10 protein-coding genes and 1 pseudogene are annotated in these 12,548 nt (G+C 71.3%); 4 read left to right on the plus strand and 7 right to left on the minus strand.

Features of this window, described 5'->3' with window-relative positions; translation table 11 throughout:
* Positions 1–145 precede the first annotated feature (145 nt).
* On the plus strand, positions 146–3,922 hold the full coding sequence (locus AB0C28_RS40795; RefSeq protein ID WP_358080702.1) for a BTAD domain-containing putative transcriptional regulator: 3,777 nt from the start codon (positions 146–148) through the stop codon (positions 3,920–3,922).
* A gap of 48 nt (positions 3,923–3,970) precedes the next feature.
* Here AB0C28_RS40795 and AB0C28_RS40800 read toward each other — a convergent pair whose 3' ends face one another.
* The 3 genes from AB0C28_RS40800 to AB0C28_RS40810 form a co-directional block, all read right to left on the minus strand.
* Positions 3,971–4,489 (minus strand): RICIN domain-containing protein, encoded by a 519-nt coding sequence (locus AB0C28_RS40800; protein ID WP_358080704.1) that lies wholly within the window; start codon positions 4,487–4,489, stop codon positions 3,971–3,973.
* 14 nt (positions 4,490–4,503) lie between these two features.
* Positions 4,504–4,689: a hypothetical protein gene (locus AB0C28_RS40805; RefSeq protein WP_358080706.1), complete on the minus strand. Its 186-nt coding sequence runs from the start codon at positions 4,687–4,689 to the stop codon at positions 4,504–4,506.
* 118 nt (positions 4,690–4,807) lie between these two features.
* Positions 4,808–5,218: a hypothetical protein gene (locus AB0C28_RS40810; protein WP_357849769.1), complete on the minus strand. Its 411-nt coding sequence runs from the start codon at positions 5,216–5,218 to the stop codon at positions 4,808–4,810.
* Between the two features lie 148 nt (positions 5,219–5,366).
* On the opposite strand from AB0C28_RS40810, the gene AB0C28_RS40815 reads away from it, so the two are divergent.
* Entirely contained in the window at positions 5,367–5,975 is a 609-nt protein-coding gene (locus AB0C28_RS40815) for a hypothetical protein (RefSeq protein WP_357849766.1), read from the plus strand.
* 121 nt (positions 5,976–6,096) lie between these two features.
* On the opposite strand, the gene AB0C28_RS40820 is transcribed toward AB0C28_RS40815, so the two are convergent.
* Positions 6,097–7,170: a helix-turn-helix transcriptional regulator gene (locus AB0C28_RS40820; protein ID WP_358080708.1), complete on the minus strand. Its 1,074-nt coding sequence runs from the start codon at positions 7,168–7,170 to the stop codon at positions 6,097–6,099.
* A gap of 158 nt (positions 7,171–7,328) precedes the next feature.
* Between AB0C28_RS40820 and AB0C28_RS40825 the strand changes: the two genes are divergently transcribed.
* The gene (locus tag AB0C28_RS40825; RefSeq protein ID WP_357849760.1) at positions 7,329–7,829 is read left to right on the plus strand and encodes a MarR family transcriptional regulator; all 501 of its coding nucleotides are present in this window, start codon (positions 7,329–7,331) and stop codon (positions 7,827–7,829) included.
* Between the two features lie 228 nt (positions 7,830–8,057).
* Here AB0C28_RS40825 and AB0C28_RS40830 read toward each other — a convergent pair whose 3' ends face one another.
* The 3 genes from AB0C28_RS40830 to AB0C28_RS40840 form a co-directional block, all read right to left on the minus strand.
* The gene (locus tag AB0C28_RS40830) at positions 8,058–9,224 is read right to left on the minus strand and encodes an epoxide hydrolase family protein (RefSeq protein WP_358080710.1); all 1,167 of its coding nucleotides are present in this window, start codon (positions 9,222–9,224) and stop codon (positions 8,058–8,060) included.
* Between the two features lie 160 nt (positions 9,225–9,384).
* On the minus strand, positions 9,385–10,569 hold the full coding sequence (locus AB0C28_RS40835; RefSeq protein ID WP_358080712.1) for a cytochrome P450: 1,185 nt from the start codon (positions 10,567–10,569) through the stop codon (positions 9,385–9,387).
* 5 nt (positions 10,570–10,574) lie between these two features.
* Positions 10,575–11,987 (minus strand): glutamate decarboxylase, encoded by a 1,413-nt coding sequence (locus AB0C28_RS40840; protein ID WP_358080714.1) that lies wholly within the window; start codon positions 11,985–11,987, stop codon positions 10,575–10,577.
* 239 nt (positions 11,988–12,226) lie between these two features.
* On the opposite strand from AB0C28_RS40840, the pseudogene AB0C28_RS40845 reads away from it, so the two are divergent.
* A pseudogene (locus AB0C28_RS40845) lies at positions 12,227–12,548 on the plus strand (IS5/IS1182 family transposase); the annotation flags it as partial.

Consider the following 12,548-nt stretch of genomic DNA (forward strand, 5'->3'; position numbering starts at 1 on the left):
CCCGCCGGGTGATCCGGCGGGGGCCAGACTCAGGAAGCTCCCGTTCCGGCCCCTGCCCGGAGCGGGAGCTTCCGCATGCCGGTGATCCGGGCGGCGGTGCGTGACGAAGAGTTTCGCGGCGCTTTGGTGCAGGGGGAGGCATGGGATGCGGTTTCGGATGCTGGGGCCGTTACGCGTTCACACCGGTGGCGGCTGGGTCGGCGTGGCCGCCGAGCAGCAGCGGGTGGTGCTGGCCGTGCTGCTGGTCGAGGCCGGGCGGGTGGTCAGTACCGACCAACTGGTGGACGCGGTCTGGGGCGAACGGCCGCCCCGGACCGCCGCCAACACGATCGCCGCGTACGTCAGCCGCCTGCGCCGGCTCGTGGGCCGTGACGTGCTGGCCGGGCGGCGGCGCGGGTACGAGCTGCTCGCCGACGGTGACATCGACGCGGTGCTGTTCGAGGGCGGAGTGGCGGCCGGCCGCCGGGAGCTGAAGGCGGGCCGCCTGGAGACCGCCGCGGCGGCGCTCGGGCGGGCGCTGGCGCTGTGGCGCACCCCCGAACCCGTGCTCGCCGACGTTCCGTCCACCCGATGGGTGGAGACGCGGACCGCCGAGCTGGAGCAGCTGCGGCTCGGGGCCGTCGAGGACCACGCGGACGCACGGCTGCGGCTGGGACTGCACGCCGACCTCGTCGAAGAGCTGGACCGGCAGGTACGCGAGCAGCCGCTGCGCGAACGGCGATGGGCCCTGCTCATGACGGCGCTGGCCCGGAGCGGGCGGCGGGCCGAGGCGCTGGACGCCTACCAGCGGGCGCGCCGGCTGCTGGGCGCCGAGCTGGGGCTGGAGCCCGGGCCGCGACTGCGGGAACTGCAGCAGGCGATCTTGGTGAATGACGCGCCCGCGCCGATCGCGGGCGATGGCCGGGCCGGGGCAGTCGCGGCCGAGGCGGTCGGGGTCGGAGAGGAAGCACGGGAGACCGCCGGGGCGGCCGGGGCTGGAGCGTGGACGCGGGCAACGTTCGGAGCTGTCGCGGACGACGGTCGGGACGGCGAGGCGCGCGAGGAGACGGTGGGTCAAGAGACGACTGCGGCTGCTGCGGCGGCGGTCGCGGTCGTCGTGCGGAGCTGGCCGTTCCTGGGCAGAGAGGACGAACTCGAAACGATCGGGTCGTGTCTGGGACGGGACGAGGCCAGGGGCGTGGTGATCGCGGGGGAGGCGGGCATCGGCAAGACCCGGCTGGCCCAGGAGATCCTGGCGCTCGCGCGTTCGCGCGGGCACCGTACCGAGTGGGTGGCGGCCACCGGAGCGCTCGCGTCGATCCCCTTCGGAGCGGTGGCCGGCCTGCTGTCCCCGAGCGGCGGGACGAACGGGCGGGAGGCCGGCCACGGACTGCCGATGCTGGAGGCCGCCGCCGCGCGGCTGCGCGAGCGCGGCGGGGCGCGCCGGGTGGTCATCGGCGTGGACGACGCGCACCTGCTCGACACCGGCTCGGCCGCCGTGCTCGATCACCTCGTGGCCCAGCGGCTGGCGTTCGTGGTGGCGACCCTGCGCGCCGGCGAACCCGTACCGGAGACGATCATGAGGTTGTGGAAGGACGGCCAGGTGCCCTGGCTCGACCTCGCGAGCCTGCCGCAACCGGCCGTGGACCGGCTGCTCGACCACGTACTCGACGGCGCCGTCGACGGCGTCACCCGGCGCCGCCTGCGCGAGCTGGCCCTGGGCAACCCGCTCGCGCTGCGTGAGCTGCTGACGACGGCGATCACCGGCCGCACCCTGCGCCGCAGGCACGGCGTGTGGCACCTGGCGGGCGACTACCGTCCTCAAGGCGCGATCCAGCAGATGCTCGCCGACCGCCTGCGCCCGCTCGGCCCGCGCACCCCCGAGCTGCTGGAGCTGCTGGCCTGCGGCGAGCCGCTGCCCTACGCGCTGCTGGCGCGGCTCGTGGACCAGGCGTCGGTGGACGAGGCCGAGGCACACGGGCTGGCCGTGTCCGAGCGCGCCGGCGACCGCGTTCACGTACGTCTCGCACACCCCCTCTACGCCGAGGTGCTGCGCGCCCGGATGTCTCCCGCCCACGCCAGGCGGCTGTGGTGGCGCCTGGCCGGCGCGCTGCTCGACACGCCGCTGCGCCGCCGCGACGACCTGCTGCGGGCCGCGCTCTGGCAGGTCGAGGGCGGGGCCGTCGTACGTCCCGAGGTGGTGCGGATCGGCGCCCGCCAGGCCGTCAACCGGGCCGACCTGGCCCTCGCCGAACGGCTCGCCCGCGCCGCGAGGCAGGCGGCCCCGTCGGTGGAGGCGGACGCGCTGCTGGCCGAGGTGCTCGAATACCGGGGACGCAGCGCCGAGGCGGTGGCCGTACTGCCCGAGCGGCCCCCGCGGGACGACGACGAGCTGCTGGCCTGGGCCCTGGTCCGGGCGGAGACCCGATACTGGGGCGAAGGCGACGCGGTGGCCGCCGAGCGCACGCTCGACCTGTTGCGCGGCCGGCCAGGGGAGGGACTGGCCGAGGGGATCCGCTCGTGGATCCTGCTGTTAGACGGGCGCTGCGCGGCCACGGTGGAGCTCGCAGAACGGCTGACCGCCCCGGGCTCCGCCGCCGGTGACCAGCCCGCCATCTGGGCCTGCGCGGCGGCGACCGCGGCGGCCGGGTTCCTCGGGCGCGCCGCCGACGCCGACCGCTTCCACCGGCACGGACTGGCCCTGGCCGAGGCGAACCAGGCCGAGCTGCCCTGGGGGCTGGTGCAGCTCGGGATCGCGCGGTCGCTGGCGTACCTGGCCCTGGGCGAGCTGGACGCGGCCTGGCGGGTCGCCGACGAGGGATACCGGCAGGTGCTGGAGGGGCAGAGCCCCATGATGTCGGCCGGCCACGTCGGCTTCCGCGGCCTGGTGGAGTGCGCGCAGGGCCGCACGGCCGAGGCCGGCCGCTCACTGCGGGAGGCGATGACCGCGCTCGACGGCCGCGACACCCTCCGGCTCACCCACCTGTTCACGGCCGGGCTGGCCACGGCCTGCGCGCTGGAAGGGGCGGCGGGCGAGGCACGCGCCTGGCTGGAGCGCGCCGACCGGAGCGGCAACGGCTCCAATCGGCTCTTCGCACCGTGGGCCGCCCTCGCCGACGCCTGGACCTCGTCCGCCGAGGGCCACCACGCGGAGGCCGTCAGCACCGCCCGCTACGCCGCCGACCTGGCCCACGCCCTCGGCCTCCGCAGCGTCGAGGCAACGGCCCGCCACGACGTCCTACGCCTCACCGGCCCGGCCGCCCTGGACGGGTACGGCGTTGCCGACGGGCGCGGTGGGCAGAGTGAGCCGGGCCGGCAGAACCGGCCGGGCGGGCTGGGGGAGACCGGCGAGCCGGGCGGCGCGGACCGGCATAGCGGCCCGCTGGACGCCCCACTGGACGCCCCACTGGACGTCCGGCTGGACACTCCGCTGGCCCGGGCGCTGGCGACCGCCGCACGTGGGCTGGCGAACGCCGACGGAGACGCGCTCTCGGAAGCCACCGACGCCCTGGCCCGCACCGGCCATCACCTGCTCGCCACCGAGACCGCCACCTGCGCGGCCCGCGCCTACGAAGCCGCCGGCCTGACGGAGCAGTCGGAGGCGGCGCGCCGCCGGGCGGCCGGGCTGCGCACCCGATGCCAGGCCGCCATCACACCACTCCTCACCGACGCCCCCGAGCGCGCTCAACCTGCCACCGCCGTGCCTGATAACGGCCCCCTGGGCGCTCAGCCTGCCACCACCCTGCCCGGCGACGGCCCCGAAGGCGCTCAGCCTGCCACCGCCGTGCCTGATGACGGCCCTGAAGGCGCTCGGCGCGACGCGGCGCCGCTCGACGAAGACCCCGGGCGTGCCGGGGACAGCGCGGGCCGGTTCGGTGAGGGTACCGAGCCGGCCAGGGGTGACGCGGGTGTGCTCGCCGCACACCTCCGCACCATGCGGTGACCGGCGGGGCGTGCGGCGAGCACGAGGATTACTCGATGAGCACGAGGGTTACTCGATGGTCCACAGCTGCGCGTTGCTCGCGTTGTACGACCACAGCCGCACCCGGTAGTCCTGCGAGAACGGCGGGGTGTCGATGACCCGGTTCATCCCCGTCCTGTTGAGCACCCAGATGCTCTGGAAGGCGTACCCGCCGTTGTAGGAGATGAGGAAGAACCGCTGCTGGTTCAGCGTGTTGCAGTGGTGTTGCACCATGATGGTGCCGCTCGCGGTCCCGTTGCGGTCCACGTCCACGCACATCCCGCTGGACGCGCTGCGCAGCCGGTAGTTGCCGTTGGCGACCTGCTCGACCCACCACAGCTGCCGGGTCGAGCCGTCACACGGGTAGTGGCCGATCGGGGTGCCGTCGGTGGCCTGGCCGCCGACCTGGTCCAGGCATTCGCCGTACTGCAGGTTGACGATCCTGCCCAGCCGGCCGTCGCCGATGCCGGCCTGGGCCGGGCTCGCGATGCCGGTGGTGACGGCGCCCGTCACGAAGAGCGCCAGGACGGCGGCGATGACTCGTCGCATCTTTCCTCCTTCAGTTAGGTTCGCGCGGGTGTCCTGGGCGGGTGCACCACGCGGTCGAAGCGGTCGTCGAGTTCCTCCCGCTGCCGCCGGCCGGACGACAGCTCCGTGGGCAGCCGGTCCGCCTGGCCTGTCAGCCGCAGGGACGCGCGCAGCTCCTGATCGGTGACCAGCTCACCGACCGGCAGCGGGGGAAGGTGCACCGGCGTGGGCCGACCGGGGCTAGCCCCTCGGGGCTCCGTTCGGCCTCGGGAGCAACGTACGGTGATCGGTTGACCTGGCTATGACGCGCCGATGACTCGCCCCGTCCGGGCGACGGGGTTACGCCTCGCCGGCCTCCTGAGAGCGCTGCTTGAGCTCCGCCTCGTACACGTGGCGGCGCCCGCCCATGAGCCGCTCGCGTACCTGGCGTTCGAGCTCGCGGAACGTCGCGTAGTAGCCGTCGTCGTACTCCTCGACGATCTGGAACGTCCAGCGCCCGGCCAGCACGTCGCGGCCGACCAGGTCGGCGGCCAGGCGCCGGGCCAGGTCGGCGTGGCCGGCCTCGCGCAGCAGCCGGACGGCCTGGTCGGCCGTGGCGTGGGCGGAGCCGGTGAGCTGGTGGAAGGAGTAGAGGTGCCCCCGTGCGCGCTCGACCGTCTCCAGCGCCTCCGACAACATGCCGGCGGCCCGCACCGCACGGTCGTCGGCGCCGTCCGGGCGGCGGTGGTCCTCATCGGGTGTGTATGCCATGCGTCCGGCGTTACCCAGCGGCCTACGGAAAATGCTCGTGCCGTCCCGGCGGCGCAATCCCGAAAGCTCGGGATGTCGCTCGCCCGCCTGATTTCCCATTCTTGGAAAGGCAGGGAAACGAGAATGACACGGAAGGACGGAACAACAAATGTCGGAATTCACCGCCGAAGAGGCGAACGGGCTCGCCGCCACCCTCCGCGAATGGGACACCGCGCCGCACGTGCGCGCGTCCGTCGGCGCCTCGCTGCACATGCCGGAGCCGCCCGCCGAGGGCGGGCTCGGCCGGCGGGTGGCGAGCGCGTCCGGGATCGGGCTGCCGGCGGCCATGGACAGCCAGCAGCTCGGCCCCTGGAACGCCAGCATCGGCTTCAAGGACGGCGTGGCCGTGGGCGGGTGGGCCAACCTGGGCCTGAGCCAGACGGGGTCGATCAACTTCAGCGGGCACTTCCACGTGTCCGGCGCGATCAGCTACGACACCGCGTTCGTCTGGGTGGTCAAGGACGCCGTGGGCAACATCTACTCCTTCGGGCACACGGGTCGGGTGCACGGCACCTTCGAGTCCGGCTCGCGGGACGACGACTGGGGCAAGTCCGAGATCAACACCTTCATGCAGACGTACTGGGCGGACCTGTACCGGAGCTGGTCCTGGCATTGGGAGGCCAGGGTCAACGCCGACTTCACGCCCTTCCTCGACGACATCATCAAGCTGGTCGCCGCCGGCCAGGCGATCGGCCGCGTCATCTCGATCGTCGCCTGAGGGCTGTGGTCTGAGGGCCGTGGTCTGAGGGCTGTGGTCTGAGGACCGTGGTCTGAGGGACGTCATCGGTGAGTCGTGGTCTGAGTGTCTCCGGCTGGGCGCCGTCGCCTGAGGGCGGTGCTCAGCCGGAGATGGCCGCGATGAGCTCGTCCCGGCCCTGGGCGCGGGTCTTGCCGTACACCGACTTCAGGTGATCGTTGACGGTGTGGGCGGACAGGTCGAGGGCTCGGGCGATCTGCTTCGGGGCCGCCCCGTCGTAGAGGTGTTCGAGGATGCGGCGTTCGCGTGGGGTGATGCCGTACCAGTCGCAGAACGACGGCAGCAGCAGGCTGCCGCCGGCCGCCTGGATGAGGATGGCGACGTCGCCGTCGCCGCCCTCGTCCAGCGGCTGGCCGTGAATGAGGATCGAACGCCCGAAGTTGGCGGCCGGCGTGCAGAGCGCCGGCTGCCAGGCCCGATTGTCGCGGGCGTGGGCCCGCGCGTGCAGGGACAGCCCGACCCAGAAGGGGTCGGCGATCCAGTCGGGCACCCCGTTGCCCGTGCCCGGCCACATCAGCCGCATCCAGGCCCGCGCCTGGGGTGAGACCGATCTGACGGTGTGGTCGGAGCCGACCACGATGACGCCGGTCGGGAGCGCGGGAGCGGTGGCGGTCAGCGGCCCCGCCGTGACGTAGCGCCGCAGCGCCGTCAGCAGCGCGGGGACCAGCAGTTGCGCCCGCCGGCACTCCTCCGCTCCGAACGGCCTGGCGCCTTCGGCGCGCAGCAGGCCCAGCAGGCCCCACGGCCCGTGCCGGTCCCTGATCAGCAGCCGCAGCTCGCCGCTCACCCCGTGGGAGGCCAGCAGCCGCCGCATACTCGCGTCCCCGTGGCCCCCGGCGCCCACCACCGCGACCGGCTCGCCGCGCCGGGCGAGCGTGGAGGTCGAGCAGGGATCGCCGTGCAGATAGTTGTTCAGCACCAGAGCGCTGATCAGCGCCGGATGGTAGTCGTGCCAGAAGCTGAACGAGCCCAGGCCGATCCCGGCCGCCGGGTTGAGACCGACCAGGCGCAGCGCGTCGTGCGGCACCCACCGTCTGATGATCTGGGAGATGGCCGCTCCCGCCGCGACCGGCCCGCCGGCCTGCGCGACGGCGGCACAGAGCGCGCCGGTGACGCGCCCGTCACCGGCCCCTGATCCGGAAAACTCGCTTACCACATCGATATTGTGGAGGCGGGAAACCCGGCCCGGCAAAGGATTTATTGTCCCGCCAGATTTTTCACGATATTTCCCGCAAAAGGCGACCGACGGGAGTGCATCCGTAGGAGAGAGAAATGTAGTATCAGCACTTGTATAAGTACTGATATGATGGACTCATGACCGATCCCCGCGTGCAAGATCCCACCGAGGAGAGCCTCTGGCGGCCACTGCGCCGGTTGCAGGCGTCCATGGACGCCGACATCGCCCGGATCTACTCCGGCAAACGCATCACGGGGCTCAAGCCGAGCTTCGTCATGGAGCTGCTCCGGCTGCACGCCCGAGGCCCGATGACCATCACCGAGCTGGCCGAGTCGGTCGGCCGGACCCATTCGGCGCTCAGCCAGAAGGTGGCCGCCATGCGTGACGCGGGCTGGGTCCGTACCGTCGAGGGCGAGGACGCGCGCAGCAAGAAGGTGATGCTCACCGACCAGTCCCGGGCCGTGGTGGACCGGCTGGCGGCCGAGTGGCGGGCCACCGAGGCCGCCGTCGCCGAGATCGAGAGCGAGATCCCGTACCCGCTGTCGCGCGTCGTCACCGACATCGAGCAGGCCCTGGAGCGAAAGAGCTTCCACGACCGGATAGCGGAGAAGCTGGCACAAGATCCCGCATGGGACTGAGTCGCCCGCGCAGTCGGCGCCACCGACCCTGAACGGCTCGCCCTGCTCATCGGAAGAAGAGAGACCCGCTCACCGATCTGGACAACGGCCATGACTTCTCCGCCGGCTGACGGCAGGGACCCGCGCATCGCCACGAGCTCGGCACATGACAAGGGTTCGGCTCTTCTGGAAGGACGCCGAGAACATGACGACTGTGGGATTCATCGGAAGCGGAAACATTCCCCCCATTCATGCATGGGATCGCGGGGCCGACGGCGCAGCAGGACGGTGGGCGCGGAAGAACTCGATGATGTCGTGGGCCAGCAGATCGGGTTCTTCGTGGGCGGGGAAGTGCCCTCCGCGCGGCATGTGCGTGTAGCGCGCGATGTTGTAGGTGCGCTCGGCCCAGCTCCGCGGGGGCCGGCTCAGGTCGGCGGGGAACAGGGCGACCGCTGTGGGCACGCTCACCCGCTCCACGCGCCTGGTCAGGCCGTGGGCGTACTCGTAGTAGGGCCTGAACGAGGTGGAGATCGTACCGGTGAACCAGTAGAGGGACGCCTGCGTGAGGATGAAGTCGTCGCTGAAGCGCGAGGACAGGTCACCTCCGCAGTCGGACCAGGCACGGTACTTCTCGACGATCCAGGCGAGCAGCCCGGCGGGCGAGTCGGCCAGGCCAAAGGCCAGGGTGAAGGGGCGGCTGCTCTGCTGGTGCTGGTACGCGCCTTCCTCCGCCTGCCAGGCCGCCACGGAGGCGAGGTGGTCCTGCTCCTGCGGGGTGAGGTCGTCCGGGCCGTAGCCGGCCGGGGGTGCCACGGCCAGCAGGTGGATGCCGGCCAGTGCCTCGGGATGGGCCTCGGCGAGACGTGAGGTGACGCCGGCGCCCAGGTCTCCGCCGTGTGCCGCGTACCGCTCGAAGCCGAGTTCGTCGCGCATCAGCCGGTGCCAGAGGTCGTGCGTCTGCTCCGCGCCGGTGAGTGCGGGCCGCTGGGGTGAGAAGGCGAACCCGGGCAGTGAGGGGACGATCACGGTGAACGCGTCCGCTGCTGCCCGGCCGTACCGGGAAGGGGTGGCCAGCCGGTTGGCGAGCGGGACGAGTTCGAGGAAGGAGCTGGGCCAGCCGTGCGTGATGATGATCGGCAACGCGTCCGGGTGCTCGCCGTCGAAGCGGAGATAGTGCACCGGCGTTCCGTCGAGGTCCGCGAAATGTGACGGGAGGGCGTTGATGGTCGCCTCATGGGCGCGCCAGTCGTAGCCGGAGGCCCAGTAGGCGACGAGGCGGCGAAGCTCCACGGCGTCGGTACCGGCCTCCCAGCCGGTCACCGGCCAGGGCCGGGGCCATCGCGTGGACGTCAACCGAGCGCGGAGCTCGTTCAGTTCCGCGTCACCGACCGCGATCACGGGTGTGTTACTCGGCATGAGTTCTCCTCGCTGTGCTGCGTGCCAACCTACGCGGCCCTACCCTCAGCCGCGGTCTCGCACTGCCGCGAATCACGCGCGGCAACCGCGTCCACGCGGCCCGCCTGGTGAGCGACGGACGCGGACCGCCGATCCGGAAAGCCGAGAACTGATCCCGCGCTCAGCGGCCTCGGGCCGGATCACCGATGCGGACATGCAGGTTCGTCAGCACGCGGAACTTCCAGCCGTGCACGCTATGCGGCCGTCCGGGATCCAGGGAGAGCTGGGGGTGTTGCTCGAGGAGCACGTCCAGCAGGGCCACGATGATGGCACCGACGACTGGGGCGGCGAGGCATGCGTGGCGGGAGTATCCGAGGCCCAGGTTGGGGAAGGGGTCCCGGTTGATGTCGAAGGTGTCCGGGTCGGTGAAGATGCTCTCGTCCCGGCCCGCCGAGGCGATGACCGCCATGACGGTCGCTCCGGCGGGGATGATCTGTCCGGCGAGGAGCACGTCTTTGGTCGCGCGGCGGCTGAGCGCGCCGTTCGGTGACAGCCAGCGCAGCGTTTCGTGGACGGCCTTGCGGATCAGGCGCGGGTCATCCCGGACGGCCCGCATCTGCGCGGGGTGCTGGAGCAGCGCGAGCAGTGTGAGCCCCGCGCCGGCCGCCGGTTCCAGGAACGCCGAGAGGATCTCGATGAAGGTGGGCATGACGTGCTCGGCGGATCGGACGGTATCGGGCGGGCAGCCGCTGTGGAGCAGCTGCGACAGGACTGAGCCGTCAGGCCGGTCTGTGGCCTGCCGGACGGAGGGCTCGATCGTCTGGCGGATCTCGGTGGCGGTGGCCACCGCCTGTTCGTGTACGGCCGGGTCCGCCACGAAGTTGCTCATCCCGGCGGTGAGGTTACGGGCCCAGCGTATGAGCGCCTCGGTGTCCACGTCCGGCAGGCCGATGAAACGGGCGAGGGCGGTGCTAGCGGCGGGTTCGAAGTAGCTGGACATCAGCTCGTCCCGGCTATTGAGCTTGCCGGCGTACGGCCGTGCGGCCTCGCGGGTGAGTGCGGTGGCCCGTTCTATGCGTTCGTGGGCGAATCGCGTGTCAACGGCGGCTCGCAGATCGGCGTGGGCGTCGCCCTCGACCTTGAGTACGGACCGTTCCCCGAGTATCCGCGTGGCCATCGAAGGGAAAGCGCTGGTGTACGACTCGTACGCGCTGAGGACCTGGCGCACGTCATCCCAGCGGGTGACCATCCACAGGTCGAGCTTCGGCAGCAGGACGACCGGCGCTTCGCGGCGCAGTCTGGCGAAGATCGGATAGGGGTCACTGCCGAGCTGGTCGAAGGTGATGGACGCGGCGAAGTCGTTCATCGACGTCACCCTCCCGTCGGCACACCGGGCTGCTCGGCGGCCGCCTCATCGCCGCCGAGGCGAGGGTGCGGAACCGGATTGCCGCGCAGGTACTCCACCTCGGTGCGCACGTTCGCCAGCAGTTTGGCGGCGGTGTCCAGGCTGAAGCCGTTGCGGATGACGAAGCGGATGACGGCTATGTGCTCCAGGTCAGGCGGCAGGTAGTACGTCGGGGCCTGCCAGCCGTGCATCTTCAGTCGGGCGGCCAGGTCGAAGACGGTGAAACCGTCGTAGCCGGGGGCGGTCCGTACGGCGAGCACCGGCAGTTCCGAGCCGTCGGCGATGAGCGAGAGCTCGGGGAGTTTGGCGATCTCCGCACCGAGGTAGGTCGCCACGTCCCGGCAGGTCTGCTGGACGGCCTGGTAGCCCTCGAAGCCGAGCCGCAGGAAGTTGTAGTACTGCGCGATGACCGGGGCGCCGGAGCGGGAGAAGTTGAGCGTGAAGGTGTCCATGTTGCCGCCGAGCAGGTCGCAGGAGAGCACCAGGTCCTGCGGCAGGGCGTCCGGCTCCTGCCAGACGATCCAGCCGACGCCGGGGTAGACCAGGCCGAACTTGTGCCCCGAGGCGTTGATCGACTGCACCCGGGGAAGCCGGAAGTCCCACACCATGCCGGGTTCCAGGAACGGGGTGATGAAGCCGCCCACGGCCGCGTCCACGTGCAGCGGTATTCTCAGCCCGCGCTCGGCCTCCAGCCGGTCCAGCTCGGCCGACATCTGCTCGATCGGGTCGTACTTGCCGCATTGCGTGGAGCCGAGCACGCCGATGACGCCGATGGTGTTGTCGTCACAGAACTCGCCGAGCCGGGCCGGGTTCAAGGTGAAAGCCGGCTCCTCGATCGGAATCCAGCGCGGCTCGACGTCCCAGTACTGGCAGAACTTCGGCCAGCAGGTGTGGACGGCGGTGCCCATCACCAGGTTGGGGTTGGCGGTGGGCAGTCCGGCTGCCCGGCGCCGCTCGCGCCACTGGAACTTCATCGCCAGCGCGCCGAGCATGGCCGCCTCGCTGGAGCCGCCCGTGGAGCAGCCGACACTGGAGCCGTTCGGGTCGCCCCACAGGTGATCGAGCATGTTGACGCAGCGCGCCTCGATGTCGGCCGTCTGCGGGTACTGGTCGTGGTCGACGAGGTTGCGGTCGAGGGTTTCCGCGATGAGTTCGCGGGCTTGGGGCTCCATCCAGGTCGTGCAGAACGTGGCCAGGTTGAGCCGGGCGTTGCCGTCGAGGAGGAGTTCGTCGCGGATGAGCGCCTGGGCCGCCGCGGGATTCATCGGGCCGGCCGGCATCTTGAACCGGGGCACGCCGCCTTCCGGCACCAGCCCGTTGTAAAGGGGATTGACATCGAGTGATTCTTGCCACCGGTCGGATTCGACTCGCCTGAGCATGAGCTTCACCCCGCGAAAGAGCTTGACGCCACGTCAAACACCGACGGTAGGCAATCATTCACTAAGAGTCAATGGTGAGGTGATCTCAGTGAAATAATTCGGGTGATAGGGGATGTTCGGGACGCCCGCAGTGGCGTTTCGGGCCTTTCGGGAGAAGTCGTCGAAGGCCGGAGACAGACGTGGAGCCTCCGGTAGATGAGTTCTCGCCACAAGAAATCCCGTCGCCCGGAAGGCTCCACGTGATTGCTCATCGTGCCACGCTCGACGTCTCCCGCGCGCTCATTCACTACGTTGCCCGACTGCTGCACGACGAGCGCCGCCGGCTCGGCACCCCCAAAGGGAGCCGCGCCCTGACCCCGTTCTGGCAGGCGGTCCTGGTACTGCGGTGGTTCCGAGGCGAACGCGACATCCCCAAGCTCGGCCGCGATCACCGCGTCTCCCGCGCCACGGCCTACCGCTACACCACCGAAGGGATCGACGTCCTCGCAGCTCAAGCCCCTGACCTGCAGGAGGCTCTGGACCGCGCCCAAGCCGACGATCTGCCCTATGTGATCCTGGACG

The organism is Nonomuraea sp. NPDC048892 (assembly GCF_040649735.1).
In the GTDB taxonomy this organism is placed as follows: domain Bacteria; phylum Actinomycetota; class Actinomycetes; order Streptosporangiales; family Streptosporangiaceae; genus Nonomuraea; species Nonomuraea maheshkhaliensis.